The following is a 22800-nucleotide window of genomic DNA, read 5'->3' as shown; positions in this document are numbered from 1 at the left end:
GCCACCGACCTGGCGATCGCCCTCGCGCTCGCCTTGGCGGCCAGGGCTCGACGGGTAGCAGGGATGGATTGCGGGTGGTGACCAGCCGCACGCAGCGGCGGCCTGCCTGTTCGCTGCCCCATAACGTTTGATCAGCCGCCGCCGGGAATCACTGATTGTCCATCTGGCTGCGGCAGCCGGAACGTGGTGCGAGGCCTGCCTGTTGTCGTATGTCGGTGGGCCACCAAAGAAGCTCTCGCGCCAGACTCAGGTGATCAAGCGCAGAGAGAAATTAGACTTGGGAGACCCACTATGTCCAAAAGCGCATCGTCACAGTCCACTCTTGTACCTCGCAGGGTGCCGTACGTCGCAGTAGTCGGGCCTGAGGCGGCAACGCCATCCGAGGTTGAGACGGCTCATCGACTGGGAAGGCTTCTGGCGCAGCAACACTGCATCGTGGTCTGCGGCGGACTCGGGGGAGTCATGGAGGCAGTGTGCCAGGGGGCGCAGAGCGAGGGGGGTATCACGGTCGGACTCCTTCCAGGAGCTTCGCGGGCAAAGGGAAACGCCTTCCTTTCAGTAGCTTTGCCGACCGGCCTTGGTGAACTGCGCAATGGCCTGGTCGTAAGGAGCGCTGACGCTGTGATCGTCGTAGGCGGCAGTTGGGGAACCCTGAGTGAATTGGCGCTGGCTGTACGAACGAGCAAGCCCACGATTGTAATCGGCGGATGGGAAGTGCGAGTGCCTGGCAAGTCTGAGATTGCAGAGCTACGGATGGCTGTTTCGGTGGAGGATGCGGTAGGGATGGTGGTCTCGATGGTTGGCCCCGGCACCGCAACAGGTGAGGTCGTATGATGCCTTTACCTAATGAAACAGATCGTGCAGATCTTTGGCACGCCTACGATCGGGCGCAGGCACACTATGATTCTGACCTGCAGCTTTTCTCTAGCCGGATGACCTCTTTCTGTTGGTGCAGAGTGCCCTCGTGGCTGTTGCCGCAGGCGGCACTACGCGTCAGATGGGGATCAGTCGAATCTCGATGGCGGTCTTCAGCTTAGTGCTTTGTATCGGTTGGCTATTGGTGGCGTTCAGTTCCTACCAATGGATCAAAGTATTGCGCGCCCATATGTCGGAGATTGCTGAGAAAATAGAATCGACAGTGGGCGTTGCCCCATCTCCTGCAGTATTCCGTCGCCCTGTCCGGCAATCATTACTGAGTGGTGCATCTTTCGCCGAGACAGTACTGGAACGCGTGTCATGGTATGTGCGGCCAACTTTGGTTACCTGCTGCCTTCCAAACCGACTTCCGTAGCGTCGGTACGAGACTGTGGCGGGGCTGAGGAACTGGCGTGCGGCCAGCTGCGTGATGGAGGCTGGTTGCGTGAGCACGGCGAGTACCCCAGCACGGGTGGGGCCGAGCAGCCTGGCCAATTCAGCGGAAGGGGCTGTTGGAGCGAGGGCGCCGGCCATAGCCTTGTCGCGCACGGGACGGATGAGAATAAGGGGCCGTGCTTCCGTCACGTGTGGGGCCCACTACCACGGTCGGTCGGGGCGCGATGAGCGATGACACGACGACCACGAGGGGCACCGGCAGCGGGATCCGAAACCGACCCTCGACACGCAGGGTGCCCTCCGCCCACCGGATGTCGGGAGGCGGGGAGTTGAAACGCCTGGCCGCTCCCTGGCCAATATGCCGGCGCATCGGTCGACCTCCGTGTCGAGAGTGTTCTTGGCGGCCTCCCGGTGCGGGCGAAGGCCAGCGCCCAGTAGCGCCGTAGCTCGTCCGCGGCTTTTGGGACCACGTATATACCACCTCGTGCCATGGCTCGCAGCACGCCCATAGGCAGTTCGGAACCGGCGAGCCACGGATTGGCCTCAGGGAGCCTTTTCCATGCTCAGCCTGAGCTGGTCAGGTGGAGGGTGAGGACGGCTTGGACGAGGCTCGTGATCCGGGTCGTCGAGCAGCGGAGCTTGCGGAGAAGTCGCCAGGACTTGAGGGTGGCGACGGCCTGTTCGACCAGCGCCCGGATCTTCGCGTGGGATCGGTTGACGGCCTGCTGGCCGGTGGACAGGCGGTCCCATCGGCCGCGGTAAGGGACGCGTACCGCGCCGCCTGCGCCCTGGTAGCCCTTGTCTGCCCAGCAGGTGATGCCGGCCTCGGTGAGAGCGGCGATGATGCCGTGCTCGCGAGCGGCCCGGACGTCATGAAGGGCACCGGGGAGGCCGGTGAAGCCCACAGGAGACGGCCCTTCGGGTCGGCGATGACCTGCACATTCATGCCGTGCTTCTTGTGCTTGCCCGAGTAGAATGGCCGGTCGACAGCGATCCGGTCGATCGGCAGGAGCGTGCCGTCCAGGATCACGAACGCCTTCCTGCGCGCTGTGATCATCGCTGAGGCCAGGGGCGGGGCAATGGCGGCCAAGACGTCAACGGCCTCGCGTATGTAGCGATACACGGTCGCGATACCGACGCCGAACCCGGCGGCGAGTTGGACGTAGGTGTCCCCGCACCGCAGGTGGGCAAGCACAAGCAGAGCCTGCCGGCCGACGGGAAGCCGCCGCCAGCGCGTCCCGATCTCGTGTCGCCCAGCCCGCAGTTGCTCACTCAGGTAGCGCAGGGCGCGGCTGGACAGATCGATCGACGACGGGTAGGCAAGCAAACGAAGCTCCTGACCAGGATGGGTGATCTTGGTCGTGACCCCAACTACCAGGAGCTTCGTCGCGTTGTACAGCTGGCCAACTCGCCCACGGCGCGATCAGGGTGGGAAAATGCCTTGAGAGAGGTCTAGGCCTGTTTGTCGATGCTCACCCGGCTCAGCCAGCCGCCCGCAGCGGGCATCCGGTGCCAACACGTGCGTCGAGCTCGGCCCGCAGGGCGGCAAGCTGCGCCATACGCGCATCGATAACCTTGATCTTCTCCTTCAACAGCGTGGACAACGCCTCGGCGGTGTCGGGCGCGTTCCGCAGTTCCTCGCCGGTCTGTGCGATCTCGGCCAGCGAGAAGCCGAGCGTCTGTGCGGTGCGGACGTACTGCAGCCAGGGCACTGCCTCCGGCGGGAAGTCGCGATAACCGTTGGCCAGACGCCGCCCCGTGACGAGACCGATCTTCTCGTAGAAACGGATGGTGTCCCTGGTCAGTCCCGCTTGCGCGGCCAGCTCCCCGATACGCACGGCTCTCCCTGAACTGCGGACTTGACCTTGGACAGTACTCCACTGTTTACCGTCGTGGCGTCCGTGCAGGAGACCAGCAGGAGCCTCGCCGTGTTCCGTCTTTTCGCCCCTTCCCACCCCGCCTATCTTCGCGTCGTACGCACAAGTGCTTGGTACGACCTCGTGGTCACAGCCGGTTTCGCCACGCCGTGGACCTACGCCCTGGTGCACGACGCGCTGTCGAAGATCGGTGACGCGTTCGGGCTGGGCGCCCTGCCTGCCCTCGACCCGATAGAGATCCTTTACGCGAATCTGATGGGTTCAGTGGTGGTCGTCTGGGCGCTGCTCCGGATCATCAACCCGCTGCCAGTGCACGGACTGTTCGACGGCATCGCGCGCACGCTTTTCGCCGCGTGGCAGGCGTATGCGCTGGCACACGGTGCCCCGCGCTGGCTGTGGCTGTTCTTCGTTGCCGAGGTGGCGTTCGGCGTCGTCCAGCTTGTGCCGTGGTGGCGGGCTCGACGCACCGACCTTATGGACCCCTCTGCCGGACAACCGCTCGGCGACGCGGGCCGGTAATACCCAGACGAGTGTTGGCCGAAAACCCATTCGCCAGTGGCCTCGTCACTCCGCTAGGAGCAACTGCCGTGCCAGCGCACCAGGTTGGAAAAGGCTCAGGGACCGGTTGCAGGCCCCAGGGCAGCAGCGTCGCGACGATTTCATGCAGCGGCGAGACGGCGAAGCGGGAACGGGCGAGCCCGACGGCGTTCACGGTGAGCTCGATCACGCCCCTCCCGCTGTCCGGACGCGCGGTCCCGCGACCACAACCCTTCGAACCTCATCGAATCGTGGCACAAGACGTCGCGGTGGTGCGCCCGATGAGCGCAGGCTGATGGCTCACAGTTCAGTGGCCGATGGAGCCACCCATGGTGATACGGAAACCAACGGGCAAACTGGCTCCTTTCCGCATGTCAGAAAGGGAGACGTGAAGTTGCGCAAGCACTTGACCGTAGGCCTGCTCTCCGCTGCGTTCATCGGCAGCACCCTGATAGTCGCGCCGACCGCCCAGGCCGCAGTCACGTCCTGCTACGGCAGCGCGAAGTCGTACACGAAACCGACAGGTGCCAGGTGGTACCCCACCACAGGCCGACTCACCACGACGAGCAACTGCGCCGACATCAACATCAAGACCAACCAGTCCGCCTATGTGGAGGTGTGCTTCTACCCGACGTCAGGGGGCAGTACGTGCAACTCCTACAAGTACGCGCCGGCGGGTCAGTGGACTGTGGTAGCCACCGGTGTCAAGGACGGCACCCCGTTCCAGTTCTACTTCGCCTCGGACGCGTATAACTCCGGCGTCTGGGCCGGCTAACGGTCCCAACGCGTCTGCAGCAGGCAGCCGTTCGGTCAACGGCTGCCTGCTGCTCCGCGCGTGGTGGCTTGCCCGCCTGACGGCCCGTCCCGTTGTCGGACTGCCCATGCGCCTGCAGGGCGTTGTCACGTTGTTGGACTTGGGGGCGTCTGACGGTGTGTTGGGGCGTGGGGGCTTGCGGTTCTGGTCCGCGTTCAGGCCGTTGCGGCCGCGCCGACGACTTCGGTGACGTGGTCCCAGATGGCGAAGCGAATGGTCATCGGGTCTCCTTCGTGGATACCCCGGCCTTCAGGCCGGGGAGGAAACGAAGCTCTCGCGTAGCGGGGCAGGGAAAGGCGAATCGCCGCCAGGGCGATTCGCCGTCTATGGCCACCGGCCGAACCGCCGCTCACACGGGAACTGATAGGGTGTGAGCTATGACGCAGCAGGTCAAGCGGGCGTTCAAGTACCGCTTCTACCCCACGGACGAGCAGGCAGCTGAGCTGTCCCGCACGTTCGGCTGCGTCCGCCTCGTGTACAATAAGGCGTTGGGGGAGCGCACTCGCGCGTGGTACGGGGAGCAGCGCCGCGTCTCCTACGTGCAGTCGTCGGCGGCGCTGACGGAGTGGAAGAAGACCGAGGAACTGGCCTTCCTGGCGGAGGTGTCCTGCGTCCCTCTTCAGCAGGCGCTGCGCCATCTTCAGACGGCGTTCGGGAACTTCTTTACCAAGCGAGCGAAGTATCCGCGCTACAAGAGCCGGAAGAAGTCCCGAGCGTCGGCCGAGTACACCCGCAGCGCGTTCAAGTGGCGTGACGGGAAGCTGACGCTGGCGAAGATGGCCCAGCCACTGGACATCCGCTGGTCGCGTCCTCTGCCCGAAGGCGTGGAGCCGACGACCGTGACCGTGTCCCGCGACGCGGCCGGGCGTTGGTTCGTGTCCCTGCTGTGCGAGGACACCATCATGCCCGCGCCCGCAACCACGCAGGCCGTCGGCATCGACGCCGGGATCACGTCCCTGGTGACGCTGTCCACCGGCGAGAAGATCACCAACCCGAAGCACGAACGCCGCGACCGCGCCCGCTTCGCCCGCGCCCAGCGCGAGCTGTCGCGGAAGGCGAAGGGCTCGGCCAACCGCGAGAAGGCCCGGGTTAAGGTCGCTCGCATCCACGCGCGGATCGCCGACCGGCGCCGCGACTTCCTGCACAAGCTGTCGACTCGGCTCGTCCGTGAGAACCAAACGGTCGTGATCGAGGACCTCACCGTCCGCAACCTGCTGAAGAACCACTCGCTCGCGCGAGCCATCTCCGACGCGTCGTGGACGGGACTTCGCTCCATGCTGGAGTACAAGTGCGCCTGGTACGGGCGCGAACTCGTCGCGATCGACCGCTTCTTCCCCAGCTCGAAGCTGTGCGGGAACTGCGGCACGGTCCGCGAGAAGCTGCCGCTGAACGTCCGCGAGTGGACGTGCGACTGCGGCGCCGTGCATGACCGCGACGTGAACGCGGCACGCAACATCCTGGCCGCCGGGCTGGCGGCGTCTGCCTGTGGAGACGGTGTAAGACCTCAACGGGAGTCCTCCCGGACGGGGCGGTCGTCGATGAAGCAGGAACCCCAGCGGGCGACCGCTGGAATCCCCCGCCTTTAGGCGGGGGAGGAAGTCAACGGGCCTTCCTTTCTGATCCGGTCGTCCGCTCTGCTGCCCTGTTCGCCGGCGCACTCGGGCGGGACAGGGGGCGGGCTGTTCCTGGGCAACGAGAGATGCAAGGGCGACTAGGCGCGGGCAGGCAGGTGTCAGCCCTCATCGGCGAACGGAAGGAGGGTTTCCGTATGCGGGCGGGTCAGAGACTAGGTCCGCAGCACGTCGTGGTCTAGTGGCCGAGCACCAGTGAACTGGGCCAGTGAACTGTGCAGGGACACAACAGGTCGCGATCGCTCGACGCTGATCGGCGAGCCACCTCAGTCAGAGTCCGCCAGCCGAATTTCCCGCCTACCAAGGCCTCACAGAACGACGGTGCCGAGACGTGCGGCCCGCAGGGGGAACTACCGCTACTGAGGTTGAACTCGTGGTGTCGCAGAGGCTGACGGCTCGTCGGGCGTGCGGTATGGCCGGGGCATGCGGTATCCACAAGGGGGCGGGCTGACCGCCGAACGCCAGTAGTTTCTCGAGGTGTTACGACTCAAGGCGGCCGAGAGGTTCCAATACGGCAGTTGATCAGCGATCCGGGAACACGATCCCCCTGGCTGACAGCACGTGCCTGAAGGGGTCGGTCCTCGCTGCGGTAGGAGGCGACGTCGAATCCGCTGTCGAGCCACTCGTCGAAGATCTCGTCAGTTCCAGGCCGGCCGGAGCCGCTCGCCTCAGCCGTGCAGAACAGCGTCCGGGCAGCGTCAAGGCCGATGGTCACCAGGCCCGCGCGGTCCGGCTCTGCGACTGCGGACATGGCGGGTCCGGGCGTCGGCTCAGGCTTCTGGGCCTGTCGCCCCGTCGGCAATTCGGGGATCGCGTCGGAAACGGGCACGGGCGGTCAACCCTCCGGAGTCGATGGACCCCGGTAGTGCACACCCGCACCCCGGTGATCTGCGGTTTCCCAACGCACCGCGCGCTGGCCGGTCGTCACCCGGGGCATCCGCGGCAAACGGGATGTCGTCCAGCAGCCGGGGCTTGACGCTGGAACTCGTGACCGGGCGCGAAGGTAACATCCGTCTGGATCTTGCACAAGGTGATCCACAACGCTTTACCCCTTGACCGGTGGTGTGGCAACATTCCGCTCGGTCACGACGCCCATCGCGCCGAGGACCGACTCCCACGGTGCTGTGGGAGCGAGCACCGATCTCCCTGCCGGTGGGTAAGGGGGTCCTTCGTCCACAGGAGGCCCTCATGCAGGTCATTGACGCTGCGACCACACCCCCGAACGAGGAGCTCTACCGGCGGACGGTCGTCGATATCCGAATGCCGGACCGAACGGTACGGGTCGAACCGCGTCCGCAGGGCATGGCCGAGGGCCCTTTCCCTGAACTCCTGGGACCTGTCGGCACCGCCGCCCTCCACGTCGTCACGGCGTGCGACCTCCACGGCCGTCCCACCCTCGCCGAAGACAACGCCCGCACCCAGGCCCGGCTCCTCGACGAGCTCGACCGGCAAGGGCTGGCGCCCGCTGCGGGAGGCGATGGGCACGGCACCCACATCGAGCAGAGCGTCGCCATCGCCGGCCGGAGCGACTCGGCGGCGCGTGAACCGGGGCGGTGCGTGGGCCAGGACGCGGTCTTCGCCTGGCCCCCCCGGCGCCTGGTCTTTGCTGTCCTGCGACGGCGGCGCAACGGACATAGGCGCCGTCCTCGTGCGTGACGCTATTGGGACCATCCCCGCGGGTGCGGGGAGCAAGCGAAGGGCGCCTGGAAAGGCTCCCGCACGTCCTCCTACAGCACCTCCGCCTGCCGGGCCAGAGACAGCGCCGGTCAGTCCGCCCGTCTGAGCAGCGGCCGCGCCATCGGAGGACAGCGCACGTCCATCGCTGCGTGATTCATACGCCCCCCTGCGTGCGGGCCGTCCGACTCGACATCCGAGCCCGGCGACCCGTGCCGTACCCCCGAACAGCAACCACCTCGAGCCAGAAGGAACCCCATGGCCACGAACCGACAGATGAGCCGCGCCGACTACGAAACCATCTCCGCGGCCATCGCTGAATCCGACGACCAGGACTTCCACGCCCGCCGAAACATCGCCTTCAACCTCGCCGCTGCCCTCACCGGCACCTCGGACCGCTTCGACCCCGTGCTCTGGCTGGGCCAGTGCGAGGTCGGGCCAGTCTCCCCGGCCGACGTGGCGGGCTGGACGAAGCGCCTGGAACTGCGCGTGCTCTCCATCGGCAGGCGGCGCCGCAACAGCCTCAACATGGGCTACACCGACACGGAGCAGTACATCGACGCCGACGACAACCCCCTGGATCTGGAGCACAAGTAGGGACCATCCCCCGCGGGCGGGGAGCAGAGGTGGCCGCCCATCTCCCTCAGCTCCTGCCGCAGGGGGCCCGTTGTGGCGCATGTCGGATCAGTTGTTCGATGGCCCGGCGGAGGCCGCGCTGGAGGGCGCCGTCTATCCGCCGTTCGGCGGCATCTGGCGTGTCACGTCCTTGATCACCTTCTCCGACGCGAGAGCGGCCGCGCTGAGTCCGGACGAAGCACGCCACGGGCGTCGTCCCCTTCACTTAGGGCGGCGCCCGACGGGCCTCCTGAACGACTCTATGGCCGGACCGGGCCTCGCGTCTGCCTCCGACCGACAACCTGGCTGATCGCCCGCGGCTCGCGGACCGTAGGGGAACGAAATTCGACCGCTTGGCGACGTTAGGGACAAGCACACACCTCCGCGGCATCGGCCGAGGAGCCATCACACAGACTTGAGGAGTGCTGCTGTGGCCCCGCCCTCGCGATGCCCGCACTGCGCCGCATCACTCGAGACCGAACTACCGGCGGGTGCCGGGGCCTCGCCTGAGTCCCGGCGCCATCCGGTGACCAGCCGGGTCTTGCACGTCATCGTCCACGAGGTGTGCCCCGAGCCGTCGCTGTACGCCTGCCCCGACTGCGGGGGCCGCTGGCCGCGTGGAAGGCCTGCCTCGGCCGATCCTCTGCGCAGGCGTGTCCTGCCCTATCTGCGGGTGCGGACGAGGAGCGCCGTCCGCATCCGTCCACCCCGTCAGACGACGCCCGACAAGGAAAAAGAGAACTCCGTGCCCCTCGAAGACACCATCAGCTCCTCGTACGCCCGTGTCGAGCGCAACGGGAGCTCTGGCACCTACTCGATCGTGGTGATCTCGGAGCAGCCCGGCAACGCCGACACCCTGGAGGTGCTCAACGTGCCGGACCTGCCTCCCGCCATTGTTCCGGGCGACGACCCAGAGATCGACGCCCTTGTCTGCGACGCCGCCGAGGAGGTGCTCCTGGACGCCTCCTATGAACTCACCTCGGACTGGCGAGCCGGAAACGGTTGCTACCTCGTCGGTGTCGCCATCCCCGACCGGGTCTTCGAGGAGCAGGATGAGAGGCTCAGGGCGGCGGCTGCGGCCGTTGAGGGCCTGGAGTCGCTCGATCGGACCGAGGCTGAAACCCTGTTTGAAACGGCCGAAGTCACTTCCGGCGGGGACCTCGGTTCGACCTACGAGCTCGAAGAATGGCTGGGGGAGGAGGTCAACGTGGCCTTCTACCGGACGGTGGACGGCCGCCTGCTGGCACGTTCCGTTGGCCGCTTCGAGCGGCCCAGCACCAAGCTCTTCAGCGCCCGCTTCAAATCGGCGTCGCTGGTGTCGGTGTTCCCCAACCCCCGCCCGGTGCAGGCCGTCCTTGATCAGTCGCAGGGCGACTTTGATGAGTCGGACGACGACTTCGAGGACGAGGACGAGGACGAGGACGGACGAGCCTCGCAGGGAGCCGATGGAAACGGGGACAAGGATGTCATCCTGCCGTTGAACGCGAATGCGGATGTCTCCTGGCCACCCGTACAGCGCCTCAACCCCCGCAGAGCACGGCAGTTCCTTCTGGCAACCGTGTATGACAGGGACCCCGCGGAACTGCGTTGGTACGACCAGTTGCTCGTACGAGGACATGCTCTCGCCTTCTACGCGGGTGCCGGCCCGGACCCCCGCGAACTGATCATCCGGCACTACGGCGGTCCCCGGCCAAGTGTCCTTCCCGTCCAACCGCCGCAGACCTTGGGGGGTGACGACGCATACAGGCTCGTGGCCATCTACGACGGCCCCGCCCTGTTCGGCAAGGGCTGGCGGCATGCCGTCTCCACCATGCCGCTCGAGTCGTTCCTGACGGTCTGTGTGTCACCCGTAGACGGCGAGGAGGCGGAATATGCGCTCTGCGTACGTGACGGGGTCCTTCAGCTGCTGAAGGACCAGGGGCCGGCTCAGGAGGCGGTGACCGTGCTGGGCACTTACGAGCCCGGGAGCGATCCGGTGGCCCTCGCCCTCGCCGTGGTCCCGGACCTGCTTACCTTCCCGCCCACGGCCGCCGTGGACATCTCGACCTCCGCCCCTCATGCTGTGGCCGATGCCATCCGCTTCACCGCCAGCCCCGCAAGGAACACTTGGGAGGAGCTGTACGGAGAGGACTGGGACGACTACGAGTGCGCGAACGAGGACTTCATCCGCCGACACGACGACCTGATACCGCTGCGCCTCGACGTCAACGGCACATCGCACTTGGCCGCCACGGTCGACGGTGACTGGGTGGTGATCCCCGTGGACGACGAGGAGATCCAGCTGAACCGTGGCTTCCTCGAGGTGCTCTGCGACTTCGAGGGCGGCGGCATCTCGAGCGGCCGAGGAAGCCAGAGCATAGGAGAGGTGCGACCGGGCCTCAACGCGTACTGGGAGGACTTCTCCGAGGAGAACTGGGACAGGGATCTCACGTTGTCGAGGGGAGACCTGGTTAGTTTCGCCGTCGAACAGGCGGGCAGCTCCCGGTTTGTAGCCAACATCGTCCACGCCCTGATCGGTGGTCTCGATGAAGCTCCCGAGGCCGCTCTCGAGGGGGATCTCGAGAACTACGAGCACGTCACGGTATTCGGGGGCTTCGAACCAGACGACGGGGAAGGTCTGACGTTCTTCCGTGCACTTGGTGACCGCTACGGTGACGAGTCGGCGGTCCGCAGGCGCATCGACGAGTACCTCGCCGAGGTCGCACGGCCGGACAACGGGCGTCTGAAGGGTTGACCATGCGATCCGAGAGGCCCGCTACGTCCTTTGGTTCATCGGCGCCTTCGCGGAGGCCGAGATCGTGGGTGCCTGCGAGAAGCTCGCGGACCCGGACGCACCGGCCTGGGCGAAGACGTACGACACTAACGTCGAGGCGTCCGGCGTGGGCGCGCTTCCGCTGGTCATCGGGGCAGCTCCTGTTCTGGGAAGGCAGCGTCTGGTGCCGTCGCGTTTCGTGGAGTGGCGAGTCGCGCCCCTCCGACTGAACGGCCGGTGGGTGCAGATGCACCGTGATTCCGAATAGTGGCTGCTCGTCATGTCGGCCCGGTCCGAGGCACGGCCTGCGTCCGGGTGTCACGCGCGAACGTGAGCGTTTGAGACCAGCCATTCGTGCAGGTGGCCTGTCGGGTTTGCCCCCCGGAGAAGTCTGCCGCGTTGTGACGCTCCAGCACGTCGCTGGCCGCCCCGAACACCGCAAGAGCGCTCTGACCTTTTCTTTTTTCTCTCTCCGTGCCTCCTGACGTGTTTTCGATGGCGCATCACGTGGAGTGCGTGGCGATTCTGGAGCCTGCGGACAAGGGCGCCTGACCTCGGGTTCGTGAGCCAGGCGCTTGTAACAATCAGGCGGCGACGAGCTCCTGCTCACGGTCCGGCGTCTTGACCTCGGGCTTCTTGTTCGGTAGCGAGAGCCGGAAGACCTTGCGCCAGGCGGAGAACACCTGTTTGAGCAGCGGTCCGGTGACGTACTCCAGCTCGTACTTCTCGAACAGCGCGCGCACCTTCACTGCGACCTCGGCGTACCGGTTGCTCGGCAGGTCCGGGAACAGGTGGTGCTCGATCTGGTGCGACAGGTTACCCGTCATGAAGTGCATGGCCCTGCTGCCGCTGATGTTCGCCGAGCCCATCATCTGGCGCAGGTACCACTGGCCACGCGTCTCGTCCTTGATCGACCGGCGCTCGAAGACCTGTACGCCCTCGGGGAAGTGCCCGCACATGATCACGGAGTGGGACCAGATGTTGCGGACCAGGTTCGCGGTGAACGTGGCGGCGAGCGTGGGGAGGAACGACGGGCCCGACAGCAGCGGGTGGATCACGTAGTCCTTGAGCACCTGCTTGCGGATCTTGCGGCCCACGGCCTTGGCCCGCGCGCGGAACTCCGGGTTCTTGCGGCGGCGCTTGTTCAGGTTCTTGCCGAGCTCCAGGTCGTAAGCTGCGATGCCGTACTCGAAGAAGCAGGCGTTGATGAAGTTCCACAGCGGCTGGCCGAGGTGGAACGGGTGCCACTTCTGGTCCTCGTCGACGCGCATGATGCCGTAGCCGAGGTCGTTGTCCTTGCCGATCACGTTGGTGTACGTGTGGTGCAGCTCGTTGTGCGAGTGCTTCCACTGGTCGGCCGGCGAGACGTGATCCCATTCCCAGGTGGTGGAGTGGATCTTCGGGTCCCGCATCCAGTCCCACTGGCCGTGCAGGATGTTGTGGCCGATCTCCATGTTGTCCATGATCTTCGCCACGGACAGACCGGCGGTGCCGAGCAGCCACGCCGGCGGGAAGATCGAGAACAGCAGCACGCCCCTGCTGACCAGCTCGAGCTTGCGCTGCGCCGAGATGACCCTACGGATGTAGGCGGCGTCTTTCTCGCCGCGTCCGGCGATCACTTCGTCGCGGATCGCGTCCAGCTCGTGGCCGAGCTCCTCGATCTGCTCCGCCGTCAGGTGGGCGGTGGGGTCGATGGCGGTCAAGGTGCTCCTACCGGTCGATGTCGCAAGGGCCCGCCGCGGCGGACACACAGGTCTGGATGAGGACGCCCGGCTCGGCCTCGGTGATCTCGCCGGTGCGCAGGTCGCGGACGGCGCCCGCCTTGAGCGGCGTGACGCAGCCGAAGCAGATGCCCATGCGGCACCCGGACGGCATGAGCACGCCGGCCTCCTCGCCGACGTCCAGCAACGGCGTAGCGCCGTCCGCGTCGACGGTCTTGCCGGTGGCGCTGAACGTGACCTCGCCGCCGCCGCCGCATCCGTCGCCGGCGACGACGATGCCGGGGCGGAAGCGTTCGGTGTGCAGGCGCTCTTGGACGCCGTGCTCGCTCCAGTGCTCTTCGGCGGCGTCGAGCAGGCCCGCGGGCCCGCAAGCCCAGGTCTCGCGCTCGGCCCAGTCGGGCACGAGTTCGTCGAGACGGGCGATGTCGAGCATGCCGTCGGTGTCGGTGTGCACCTCGATGAGCCGCAGCTTCTTGTCCGCGACCAGGTCGTGCAGTTCGTTGCGGAAGATCACGTCCTGCGGCCGTGGCGCGCAGTGGACCGTGACGACGTCGTCGAACTCGATGTCGCGCAGCATGCCCATCACGGGCGTGATGCCGCTGCCGGCCGTCAGGTAGAGCACCTTGGCGGGCTTGGCCTGCGGCAGCACGAAGTCACCGGTCGCCTGGTCGAGCTGGATCAACGTGCCCGGTTTCGTCCTGCGGACCAGGTGGTTGCTGACCTTGCCGTCCGGGATCGCCTTCACGGTGATCGTGACGCGGCCGTCCTGGCGGTTCGTCGGCGAGGTGATGGAGTAGGCACGCCACAGGCGCACCCCGTCGACGTCGACCCCGATCCGCACGTACTGACCGGCTGTGTGGCCGCGCCAGCCCCGTCCCGGCCTGATCACGACAGTCGCGGCGTCATCCGTCTCGGGGTGCACGGCCTCGATGCGCCCCCGCAGGTCGGCGCCCGCACGCAGTGGGCTGACCAGGTCGAGGTAGTCCGACGGCAGCAGCGGCGTCGTGACCATCTCCAGCAGTTTCCACGCCCTGCTGCGAAGGGCTGCACTCGTCATGACTCCAGCTTGCTGCGTCTCAGGGCGTAAAGTCCTGACCGTAGGACGTGAATCTGGTGGGTGGAATTGTTCGCAGGGAATAAAAACGTGAGTCGTGTAACCCAGAGGGCCAGCGAACTGGCCCTGGATGAGACGACGGTCACCGCACTTCGGGCCGCGCTGAAGACCACCGCCGACGAGGTCGTCCAGGCGATCATCGACGAGGTCCCTCCCTACGCAGGCGCCCTCTCGGGCAGCATGGGCGGCACCATCCGCCGAGCCGTTCGCACCGCCCTCGGGCACTACCTGGACCTCGCGAGCGGGAACGCCGCGGGCGGCGATGGCGGTGACGCGGCCTACGAGCTGGGCCGCGGCGAGGTGCGCGACGGCCGTTCGATGGACGCCCTGCTCAGCGCCTACCGCGTCGGCGCCCGCGTGGCCTGGCGATGCCTGGCAGCGGGCGCCGTGTCCGCAGGTCTGCCCGCCGCCGAGGTCGCCAAGTTCGCCGAGCTGACCTTCGCCTACATCGACGAGCTCTCCGCCGCGAGCGCCGCGGGCCACGCCGACGAACTGGCCGCCCGGGGCAGGGCCCACGAGCGCCACCTGGAACACCTGGCCCGCGACCTCCTCGCCGGAGCGAGCCCGGACGTGCTGCTGGCCTCTGCTCAACGGGCCGGATGGCAGCCTCCGGTTACGCTGACGGCGGTCCTGCTGCCCGCCGCCCAGGCCCGGCCTGCCTACCGCGCGCTCGACCCGAGCACCCTCGTCCTCGACGATCTGCCGGACGCCACCGGTGTGCTGCTCGTCCCCGATGCCGACCGATCACATCTCTTGCGGCAGCTGACCGACCGCACCGCCGTGGTCGGCCCGGCCCGGCCATGGACTCGTGCGTACGCCTCGTACGCACGAGCCGTACGCGCGCGCTCCCTCTCCTCTGATATCCGCGACACCGAGGACCACCTGCCCGAGCTGGTGCTGAGCGCCGACGTGGACGCGTTCGCAGACCTGCGTGCCCGAGCCCTCGCACCGTTGCGCACCTTGCCTGTCGCGACCGCACGGCGGCTGGAGGAGACGTTGCGGGCGTGGCTGCTGCACCAGGGCAGGCGGGACGAGGTGGCGGCAGCGTTGTACGTCCATCCCCAGACAGTCCGGTACCGGATGTCGCAGCTGCGGGAGCTGTTTCCGGATCTCGCATCGCCACACCGGGTCCTTGAACTGACGCTGGCGGTCGGTCTTCGGGCCAGTTGACGCGTACTTCGACCGTCCACGAACTCCCGGCGGATCCCGGCATCGTGCTCGGTGTCTGCCTGGACGTCCTCGCAGCCGGGACGGTTCGGGTGGGGGCGGCGTTGAGAGACCCGAAGGTGCGTGTTGGCGGGCGGAGCGTGGAGGTCGGGGTAGCGGCGCGGTGGGTTCGCTCCTACTTCGATGAATCGGCGAACAGAGCCGCCGCGGCCGCCCAGGGGGGTAAGCCGTTCGCTTACCCGGCATACGACCGTATGGCCACAGGCAGCGGGCCGGACGAGTTGAACGATGGTGACTTCCTCGCTCCGCTCCTCCTCAACGCCGGCCCCACGATGGCTGCTGTGTACTCACTGCAAGCTGTGCGGCCGGCGCTGGATGCCGGGCTGGCCGCCATACGTCAGGACCTGACGCTGCAGACCGCAGTCGCCTGTGGTCGCCATGGTCCCCTGCTTGAGGGCCTGATCGGCGTCTTGGACGCTCCGGCAAGGGTGCCCGGCATCGGACTGACGAAGGTGACCAAGGTCCTCCACCGCAAGCGTCCGCTTTTCGTCCCGCTCTTCGACCAGCGGGTCAAGGCTTGCTACTACAGCACGCGCGCCAACTATCCGCTGCATCCCACGCCGGGACGCCCGGAGGCCCTCTTCTTCACGACTCTCGGCGCATGCATGGCCCAAGACCTCGAGGAACAGCCCGAGCAGTGGAAGGCCCTGGCAGCGCAGGCTCCCAACGACGTGTCGCTGCTGCGGATCCTCGATGTTGTGGCCTGGAATCTGGGCGCCGACTCGCCTGGGTCAACGACCCCCTGACCAGTTCGGGGCACTGGAGCGAGGCGTGTCCGTGAGTCGCTGACGCCTGGCATCGTTCGCCGGGCGAGGCCCGCTTCGGCGAATAACTCTTCCGACATCTGCCTGCGCAGCCGGGGAGCCTTCCAACTTGTAGGCGGCGCATCGGCATGACGGAGGTTTCACCGGTGGGTGGCGCGGCTGCATGAGTTGCCGGTACTTCGGCATCAGTCGGCAGGCGTACTACATCTGGTACCGCCGCTACCAGGCCGAGGGCATCGAGGGGCTGCGCACTCGCTCGAAGGCGCCCAAGCACAGCCCGAACGCCACGCACGTGGAGGTCGTCGGGAAGATCATCTACCTCCGGCAGAACTACCACTTCGGGCCGGAGAAGATCGCGATGTACCTCAAGCGGTACCACGACGTCACCATCAGCAAGTCGGGCGTGTGGCGGATCCTCAACCGGCTGGACATGGGCCGTCTGCCGGCCTCCCAGCGCTACAAGCGCCACGACCGCCGGTGGAAGCGCTACGAAAAGCAGCTGCCCGGCCACCGCGTGCAGATCGACGTGAAGTTCATCGAACCGCTCGCCTCCATGCCTCAAGGCCGGCGCGGCGGCCGCAACAAGTACTACCAGTTCACGGCGATCGACGACTGCACCCGGCTGAGGGTCCTGAAGATCTATCCGACGCTCAACCAGGCCACTGCCATCCAGTTCGTCGACTACGTCCTGCAGAGGCTGCCGTTCCAGGTCGAGGTGATCCAGACGGACAACGGAGCCGAGTTCCAGTCCGCCTTCCACTTCCACGTGCTCGACAAAGGCATCGGCCACGCTTACATAAAGCCCCGCACACCGCGGCTGAACGGGAAGGTCGAACGCTCTCACCGTATCGACGGCGAGGAGTTCTACCGGCTCCTGGAGGGCGTCATCATCGACGACGCCGAGGTCTTCAACGACAAGCTGCGCGAGTGGGAGGACTACTACAACTACCATCGCCCTCACGGCGGCCTCGGCGGCCAGACTCCTTACGAACGCCTCAAGCAGAAGACCGCGTCCCAGGCGTAAACGATCATCGTCGGTTGCACAGACCCATCAGCCCCTGTGCTGTTACAGATTTCTCTACCTCATCAAGCCCCGGCTGCGCTCCGCTCCGCCGGGCGCGCTCCCGGCTCCGCTGCGGGCGCCGCTCCTGCCTTCGGCCCGCTCCGCGCGGGCTGCGCCGACGCGCGCCCACATGTGGATAGGGCCGGTGGCCATGAGGTGAGTACCACAGAGCGCGGCCTACGGTCAGGACAATGCCTCCGGCGGGGGATCGGCCGGCACCGGGATGGCGGGGGCGCCGTCGCCGACTGCGGGTCCGTAGTGGCGTGCGTGGAGTGCTCCCATCCCGTCCACCGTCGACCCAGGCGGAGCCGAGCAGACGCGGCCCATGGCGTCCAGGTCGTTCGTACAGTGGCGCGCTCCACCTGGACGCCATGAACCACGCCCGCTCCACGGTGTGTGGGGCGACGGCGGACGGGATGGGAGCTGGGGGTGTTGAGGTTGGGGGACGCTGGCCCGGTACCAACCAGAGTCGACCTTGGAGACGAAGTAGGCACGCGGCGCAGGGGAAGGCAACATGGCTGCGTGAGCCAGGAGCAAAGGGCAGGCGAATTCATGGCAGCGCTCCGCGACGCCGAGTCGGAGTCATGGTCTCGCAGAGCTGCCGCAGGCAGACAGCTTGCGACGATTGCAGGCCGAGAAGAAGTCGCGCCAGTCCTTGAACGGCTTCTGTTGGACCCTCACGACACTGGAGTCACGCAAGAAACGGCGGAGGCACTGCTGCAACGACGGGATCTTGTTGGTCTGCGCACCGTTCTTGCGGCGCTGTCACGGGCTGAGGCGTGGTGGACTGCTGACCAGCTCGACGGGGAGGTGTTCAACCATCAAAGCTGGATGATCGCCGATGGCCGGCTGGACCAGTTCGTGCAGCAACTCGAAGCACTCACAGCCGACGAGGACGCTGGCGTCCGCGGGGAGGCTTTGCGGTTCCTCGGGAGGGAGTCGATTGGCTGACACCAGCGGCTGACACCAACAACCGCGAACAGTGGCGATCGGCGCCGGACCTCAGCGGACGATCACTCAAGGCAGGAAGCCGGTTGATGGGTGTCCTCGGCCCCTTGTAATCGACCTGATAAGGATGAAGCCAGACCGCAAAGTCTGGGCCGGGTACGGGCGCCGTGCGCACCATCGGCCGGCGCCCGTCGCTTGGCTCAGTCATTGAGACTCTGCCGACCTCACGTCGAACCGCCCCCTCGACCTTATTCGGCTCCTGACATGATCCCCGGTATGACGACGGATGGGGCCGCCGAAGCACTTGATCGACACGTGCGCCAGTTCTTCGCCGGACACTCGGTGAGGACGGCGCATTACGACCTAGGCGACGGGCGGCGCGGCATGGTCCGTGACCTGCGGATCCTTGAGATAGGCCCGGGACCACGTGGCAACCCTTGGACCTACGTCACAGTCGGATGCTGGGCACGGGCCCACCATCAGGGACACGGCACGGAGTTCATCATGACGGCGCCGATCAGCGATCCGCGGTTCGCGGACGTTCTCGCGATGACGGCCTTCTACCACTGCGGTGGGCCGGAGCCTCACCGTCTTGAGCTGGGCCACAGCCTGCCGATGGGGGAACCCTGGACGCCTGGATCGACCTGCGAGCATCTGCTTGTCAGCCTGCCCTACCTGCACGGGCTCGACCTTGAACGGTGTGCCCTGCCAGACGGACACGCCCGCTTGCTCTGGCTGCTACCGGTTACCGCATCCGAGATCGCGTTCCGCAGAAAGCATGGAACCGAAGCCTTGGAGCAACTCTTCGACGAAGCCGAGATCAACCCCGTTGATCCGCGCAGGCCCGCAGTCGTCTAAGCAAGGGTAAGCGGGGCCGTCTCGGGGCCGTCAGAGGGCGCTCAACGACGACCAACGCTGACAACCACTGACAGCTAAGTCGCAGGTCGCAGCGTTGATCGATTACGCGGCCGCAGGTCAGAGACCCGGCCCTTCACTTCTTCGGCTACTGGTCGCACACCGCGGCGCTTGACTCGCCCATTGAAACTCCCGGCCAAAGTCGCTACGCCGACCGCGTGCGCTACGCCGGGGGCTGCCCTTAAAGCGCGCCTCTACCGAGAGCCTGACGTCGAATCGGTGTGCGTAGGGTGCCTCCCTCCCGTACACCGTCGCCCCAGGCAGAGCGGGGCCCTGAACCACCGCGGCGTGCGGTCCCGTTTGGGGGCCGCACGCCGTGCCTCGTGTGCGTTGGGATCGGCTGACTCAGTGGCCGCCGCCACCGCCGCCACCGTGGTCACCGCCGCCACCGTGGTCACCGCCGCCACCGTGGTCACCGCCGCCACCGTGGTCACCGCCGTAGCCGTGGTCACCGCCGTAGCCGCCGTTGTCGCAGTTGCCACCCCACCAGTCGTCGCAGCCGCTGCTGTAGCCGCCGTGGTCGTAGGAGGAGGTGGACGCGGCAGCGGTACTTGCCGCGCCTATCGCGGCGCCACCGGCCATGAGCAGACCGGCAGCGGACGCCGCGAGGACACGCCTCGCGCGTTGTGCTCGCATGAGAAATACCTTCCGTTCCATCGCTCTCTCGTGCCCCTTTCGGGGATGCGCGAGATTGATGGCCGCCGCCGCGAAGAGAGAACCGCGGCGCGGTCTTCAGGTGTCACCGCGTGTTTTCAGGAGGTACGCGGTCGACCTCCAGCGCTTCGCGGGGGAGTGCGCCTGAGGCCGCTGCGGCCTTGGTCCCGTGGCACGCGGAACCGGGTCGACCGGTCGTGTTGCCGTTGCTATATGCGGCTTTCAAAACAAGGCTAGTTCCGCAGCCACAGGCTGACACCTCGGCAGCCTCACCCGTCACAGGCGAAACAGCCTCTTACTAGACTTTTAAGCGGAACCCCGGACCACTGAGCACAGAGAACTTTATGATCATTCAGGCGCTGATGCTGTACAGCAGCGAAGTACAGCAACCGTGAAGACCGTGCCCGACCAGAAACGGCCCGACGTCTACGCTTTACCAGCACAGCGACCGTCAGCGACCGTCACGCCCATAGTTCGGGACGAAGAGGTCGTGCCAGACGTGTGCCAGATCGTACGGGGCCCTCGGGGAACAGCGGAGAACCAGCGGAACCGCCCACCAGGTGCCGACACCCTTCCGCCGCAGGTCAGCCCTGAAGCGGGCGCTAGATCACCTCAGCTTTCCAAGCTGAGACCGCCAGAAGTGCAGCCCGTCTGGCTACTCGGCGAGTGGCCCGCTCCGAGCATCGGGTGGGCTATGGAACCGCAGCGGATGATTTCACCGTTTTGTACTCATGGGACGCTGTGTGTTCTTACCCTTGGTCACCTGGGGCAGTCGAGTGACGTGTAGTCAGGAGTGCGCATGAGCACAGAGATTGTTCAGCTAGTGGAGCAGGCCGGTCCGTATCTGTCGGCGGCGGTGGGCGCGTACGGGGCGGCAGTACTCACCCGGGCCGAGGACGTGGCTGTGGGCGCTGCAGTCGAGGGGACGGCGGGTCTGGGCCGGCGAATTCTGCAGGTGGTGTGGCGCCAGCGAGACGAAGAGGGCCGTGCTGTTTTGGAGTCGGCGGTACGAGAGGCTGCCGAGGAGCCAGACGACACGGATGCGGCGGCGGCGTTGCGGCAGCAGATCAAGCGTGCGTTGCGGGAGGACGCAGAGTTGGCGCGTGAGGTGGCCGGGTTGTTGCCGACGGCCGGGGTGACGGTGAACGTGTCGGGGGATCGGGCGATCGGCGCCCAGCACATCGGCATCGCGGTCTCCGGCGACAACGCCACCATTCACCCGTCACAGCGGTGAGCGCGACACCCCCGCAGGAGCAGATGCGGGTGGAGGTGTCCGGCGATCGGTCAATCGGGGCCGAGTCGATCGGGGTGGCGGTCAGCGGGGACAACGCGCGGATCGTGATGCTGCCAGCGGAGGCAGTGCACTGGGCGATGACTGTTCAGGCACCGCCAGGGGCCGGGTTCCTCCCGGAGTCGGTGTCGGGGGTCTTCGTCGGCCGCGAGCAGGAACTGACCGATCTGCGGGGGATGCTGACAGGTGAAGGGTCGGCCGCGGTGGTGCAGTCGCGGGTCCGGGCGATCCACGGTCTGGGCGGAGTGGGCAAGAGCACCTTGGCCCTGCACTACGCCGACCGGTACCGGAGCGCGTACACGCTGGTGTGGTGGATCACCGCCGAGTCTCCCGAGGCGATCGTGACCTGTTTGGCGGGGCTGGCCATGGCTCTGTGTCCGCAGTGGGCGCAGGGAGCCGGTCCAGACGAGCGGGCGGCGTGGGCGATCACCTGGTTGCAGGCCCACCCGGACTGGCTATTGATTTTCGACAACGTTGAGGAACCGGCACACCTGCGTCCCTACCTGGGCACCCTGGCCGGCGGCCACCATCTGGCCACCAGCCGCAAAGCCACCGGATGGCACGCCCTAGCCCTCACCATGGCTTTGGGCCTGCTCTCCCTGGAAGAGGCCGCCGACCTGCTGTGCACGATCGCCTTCCCCAACCTCACGCCCAACGGCGGCCAGCGAGAGGCGGCGCGGCGGCTAGCCAAGGATCTGGGCTGTTTACCGCTGGCTCTGGAGCAGGCCGGCGCCTACATCTACCGGACGGGCATCAGCTTGGACACCTACCGCCAATCACTGGGACTGGTCCTAGACGAAGACCGTGACGTCATCGAACCCGAACGGACCATCGCCCGGATCTGGGACCATACACTCACCGCTATTGCAAGCCGCGACCCGCTAGCCGTCACCCTCCTGCACACCATGGCATGGCTGGCCCCCGACGACATACCCCGCACCCTCCTCGCGCCGCTCGCCCCCAGCTCGATCGCCCTGGGCAATGCACTCGGAGAACTGCACGCCTACAACATGATCGCCTTCACCGATGACCGCCAGGGCGTCAGCGTCCACCGCCTCGTACAAACCGTCCTACGCGCCCGCACCTTGGCTCAGTCGGAGCCCGATGCCTATTCCCCAGGCCGCGCGGAGGCCGAACAGGCTGTCCGACAGGCCCTGCCCGTCTCGCTGGACGACTCCCTGCTCGAACCCACTGCCCTCTGGGATCGTCTGCTCCCACACATCTTGGCCCTGGCCGAGTCCACACCACCGGACAGTCCTGCCTCAACCAGTACCGTCAACACGTACCACGAGGCCGCCCAATACCTCTACCGACAAGGCCGCGACGCCCATACCATCGCGCTGCGCACCGCCGCCCTCGCCCAGTGCGAGCGAGTCTTAGGCGCCACTCACTATGACACCCTGGCCAGCCGCAATAACCTCGCTGGCGCCTACCAGGCGGCGGGGGACCTGGATCGGGCCATCCCTCTGTTCGAGGCCACCCTCGCCCAGTACGAACAGGTACTGGGAGACACCCACCCCTCCACCCTGGCCAGCCGCAATAACCTCGCTGGCGCCTACCAGGCGGCGGGGGACCTGGACCGGGCCATCCCTCTGTTCGAGGCCACCCTCGCCCAGTGCGAACAGGTACTGGGAGACACCCACCGATATACGCTGGCCAGCCGCAACAACTCTGCGCTCGCTTATCAGGCGGCGGGGGACCTGGACCGGGCCATCCCTCTGTTCGAGGCCACCGTCGCCCAGTACGAGCAGGTGTCAGGAGACGCCCACCCCTCCACCCTGGCCAGCCGCAATGACCTCGCTGGCGCCTACCAGGCGGCGGGGGACCTGGATCGGGCCATCCCTCTGTTCGAGGCCACCCTCGCCCAGTACGAACAGGTACTGGGAGACACC

At 66.6% G+C, this 22800-nt stretch carries 19 protein-coding genes, 1 pseudogene and 1 riboswitch; of the genes and pseudogenes, 14 read left to right on the top strand and 6 right to left on the bottom strand.

Features of this window, described 5'->3' with window-relative positions:
• Positions 1-291 precede the first annotated feature (291 nt).
• The gene (locus tag ACFVVO_RS35880; protein ID WP_390060758.1) at positions 292-834 is read left to right on the top strand and encodes a TIGR00725 family protein; all 543 of its coding nucleotides are present in this window, start codon (positions 292-294) and stop codon (positions 832-834) included.
• A gap of 1040 nt (positions 835-1874) precedes the next feature.
• Here the strand turns inward: ACFVVO_RS35880 and ACFVVO_RS35875 are convergent.
• Positions 1875-2638: pseudogene (locus ACFVVO_RS35875) on the bottom strand (IS5 family transposase).
• 154 nt (positions 2639-2792) lie between these two features.
• Positions 2793-3149 (bottom strand): MerR family transcriptional regulator, encoded by a 357-nt coding sequence (locus ACFVVO_RS35870; protein WP_390060757.1) that lies wholly within the window; start codon positions 3147-3149, stop codon positions 2793-2795.
• A gap of 90 nt (positions 3150-3239) precedes the next feature.
• Here ACFVVO_RS35870 and ACFVVO_RS35865 point away from each other — a divergent pair, with 90 nt between their 5' ends.
• From ACFVVO_RS35865 to ACFVVO_RS35855, 3 genes are all read left to right on the top strand, one after another.
• Positions 3240-3707: a hypothetical protein gene (locus ACFVVO_RS35865; protein ID WP_390060800.1), complete on the top strand. Its 468-nt coding sequence runs from the start codon at positions 3240-3242 to the stop codon at positions 3705-3707.
• A gap of 412 nt (positions 3708-4119) precedes the next feature.
• A complete protein-coding gene (locus ACFVVO_RS35860) occupies positions 4120-4500 on the top strand; it encodes a hypothetical protein (RefSeq protein WP_390060755.1) in 381 nt (126 codons plus the stop codon).
• Positions 4501-4916: 416 nt separating this feature from the next.
• On the top strand, positions 4917-6125 hold the full coding sequence (locus tag ACFVVO_RS35855; protein ID WP_390060753.1) for an RNA-guided endonuclease InsQ/TnpB family protein: 1209 nt from the start codon (positions 4917-4919) through the stop codon (positions 6123-6125).
• Between the two features lie 532 nt (positions 6126-6657).
• On the opposite strand, the gene ACFVVO_RS35850 is transcribed toward ACFVVO_RS35855, so the two are convergent.
• Positions 6658-6999: a hypothetical protein gene (locus tag ACFVVO_RS35850; protein WP_390060751.1), complete on the bottom strand. Its 342-nt coding sequence runs from the start codon at positions 6997-6999 to the stop codon at positions 6658-6660.
• 56 nt (positions 7000-7055) lie between these two features.
• Positions 7056-7163, bottom strand: a riboswitch (SAM riboswitch).
• A gap of 195 nt (positions 7164-7358) precedes the next feature.
• On the opposite strand from ACFVVO_RS35850, the gene ACFVVO_RS35845 reads away from it, so the two are divergent.
• The 3 genes from ACFVVO_RS35845 (at position 7359) to ACFVVO_RS35835 (ending at position 11193) form a co-directional block, all read left to right on the top strand.
• Positions 7359-7826 (top strand): DUF3293 domain-containing protein, encoded by a 468-nt coding sequence (locus ACFVVO_RS35845; RefSeq protein ID WP_390060749.1) that lies wholly within the window; start codon positions 7359-7361, stop codon positions 7824-7826.
• Positions 7827-8102: 276 nt separating this feature from the next.
• The gene (locus ACFVVO_RS35840; RefSeq protein WP_390060747.1) at positions 8103-8441 is read left to right on the top strand and encodes a hypothetical protein; all 339 of its coding nucleotides are present in this window, start codon (positions 8103-8105) and stop codon (positions 8439-8441) included.
• A 763-nt stretch (positions 8442-9204) separates the two neighbouring features.
• Positions 9205-11193, top strand: coding sequence for a hypothetical protein (locus ACFVVO_RS35835; protein ID WP_390060745.1), 1989 nt, complete (start codon positions 9205-9207; stop codon positions 11191-11193).
• 602 nt (positions 11194-11795) lie between these two features.
• Here ACFVVO_RS35835 and ACFVVO_RS35830 read toward each other — a convergent pair.
• Positions 11796-12914, bottom strand: coding sequence for a fatty acid desaturase family protein (locus ACFVVO_RS35830; RefSeq protein WP_390060744.1), 1119 nt, complete (start codon positions 12912-12914; stop codon positions 11796-11798).
• A gap of 7 nt (positions 12915-12921) precedes the next feature.
• Positions 12922-13989, bottom strand: a complete 1068-nt coding sequence (locus ACFVVO_RS35825; protein ID WP_390060743.1) for a ferredoxin reductase — start codon at positions 13987-13989, stop codon at positions 12922-12924.
• An 87-nt stretch (positions 13990-14076) separates the two neighbouring features.
• Between ACFVVO_RS35825 and ACFVVO_RS35820 the strand changes: the two genes are divergently transcribed.
• The 5 genes from ACFVVO_RS35820 to ACFVVO_RS35800 all read left to right on the top strand — a co-directional run bounded on the left by ACFVVO_RS35820 (position 14077) and on the right by ACFVVO_RS35800 (position 18906).
• Positions 14077-15216 (top strand): PucR family transcriptional regulator, encoded by a 1140-nt coding sequence (locus ACFVVO_RS35820; RefSeq protein WP_390060741.1) that lies wholly within the window; start codon positions 14077-14079, stop codon positions 15214-15216.
• Between the two features lie 44 nt (positions 15217-15260).
• Positions 15261-16019, top strand: a complete 759-nt coding sequence (locus ACFVVO_RS35815) for a DUF6308 family protein (RefSeq protein WP_390060799.1) — start codon at positions 15261-15263, stop codon at positions 16017-16019.
• 181 nt (positions 16020-16200) lie between these two features.
• Positions 16201-17061: an IS481 family transposase gene (locus ACFVVO_RS35810; RefSeq protein ID WP_390060740.1), complete on the top strand. Its 861-nt coding sequence runs from the start codon at positions 16201-16203 to the stop codon at positions 17059-17061.
• Between the two features lie 561 nt (positions 17062-17622).
• Complete coding sequence (locus ACFVVO_RS35805; protein ID WP_390060738.1) at positions 17623-18051, top strand: hypothetical protein; 429 nt, start codon at positions 17623-17625, stop codon at positions 18049-18051.
• A 261-nt stretch (positions 18052-18312) separates the two neighbouring features.
• Complete coding sequence (locus ACFVVO_RS35800; protein ID WP_390060736.1) at positions 18313-18906, top strand: suppressor of fused domain protein; 594 nt, start codon at positions 18313-18315, stop codon at positions 18904-18906.
• Positions 18907-19308: 402 nt separating this feature from the next.
• Here ACFVVO_RS35800 and ACFVVO_RS35795 read toward each other — a convergent pair whose 3' ends face one another.
• Complete coding sequence (locus tag ACFVVO_RS35795) at positions 19309-19599, bottom strand: hypothetical protein (protein ID WP_390060734.1); 291 nt, start codon at positions 19597-19599, stop codon at positions 19309-19311.
• 817 nt (positions 19600-20416) lie between these two features.
• On the opposite strand from ACFVVO_RS35795, the gene ACFVVO_RS35790 reads away from it, so the two are divergent.
• The gene (locus ACFVVO_RS35790) at positions 20417-20851 is read left to right on the top strand and encodes a hypothetical protein (RefSeq protein WP_390060732.1); all 435 of its coding nucleotides are present in this window, start codon (positions 20417-20419) and stop codon (positions 20849-20851) included.
• Positions 20848-22800 (top strand): tetratricopeptide repeat protein (locus ACFVVO_RS35785; protein ID WP_390060730.1); only part of this gene is annotated, 1953 nt, incomplete at its 3' end. The genes ACFVVO_RS35790 and ACFVVO_RS35785, both read left to right, overlap by 4 nt.

It is taken from the genome of Streptomyces sp. NPDC058145 (genome assembly GCF_042884245.1).
Classification (GTDB): domain Bacteria; phylum Actinomycetota; class Actinomycetes; order Streptomycetales; family Streptomycetaceae; genus Streptomyces.
The sequence above is the reverse complement of the archived record's forward strand: the minus strand, read 5'-3'. Positions and strand labels throughout refer to the sequence as shown.

Excerpts from the sequence above, each read along its gene's own strand:
- ACFVVO_RS35880 (WP_390060758.1), top strand. The coding sequence starts at position 292 with ATGTCCAAAAGCGCATCGTCACAGTCCACTCTTGTACCTCGCAGGGTG.
- ACFVVO_RS35855 (WP_390060753.1), top strand. The coding sequence starts at position 4,917 with ATGACGCAGCAGGTCAAGCGGGCGTTCAAGTACCGCTTCTACCCCACG.
- ACFVVO_RS35845 (WP_390060749.1), top strand. The coding sequence starts at position 7,359 with ATGCAGGTCATTGACGCTGCGACCACACCCCCGAACGAGGAGCTCTAC.
- ACFVVO_RS35840 (WP_390060747.1), top strand. The coding sequence starts at position 8,103 with ATGGCCACGAACCGACAGATGAGCCGCGCCGACTACGAAACCATCTCC.
- ACFVVO_RS35825 (WP_390060743.1), bottom strand. The coding sequence starts at position 13,989 with ATGACGAGTGCAGCCCTTCGCAGCAGGGCGTGGAAACTGCTGGAGATG.
- ACFVVO_RS35810 (WP_390060740.1), top strand. The coding sequence starts at position 16,201 with ATGAGTTGCCGGTACTTCGGCATCAGTCGGCAGGCGTACTACATCTGG.
- ACFVVO_RS35800 (WP_390060736.1), top strand. The coding sequence starts at position 18,313 with ATGATCCCCGGTATGACGACGGATGGGGCCGCCGAAGCACTTGATCGA.
- ACFVVO_RS35795 (WP_390060734.1), bottom strand. The coding sequence starts at position 19,599 with ATGCGAGCACAACGCGCGAGGCGTGTCCTCGCGGCGTCCGCTGCCGGT.
- ACFVVO_RS35790 (WP_390060732.1), top strand. The coding sequence starts at position 20,417 with ATGAGCACAGAGATTGTTCAGCTAGTGGAGCAGGCCGGTCCGTATCTG.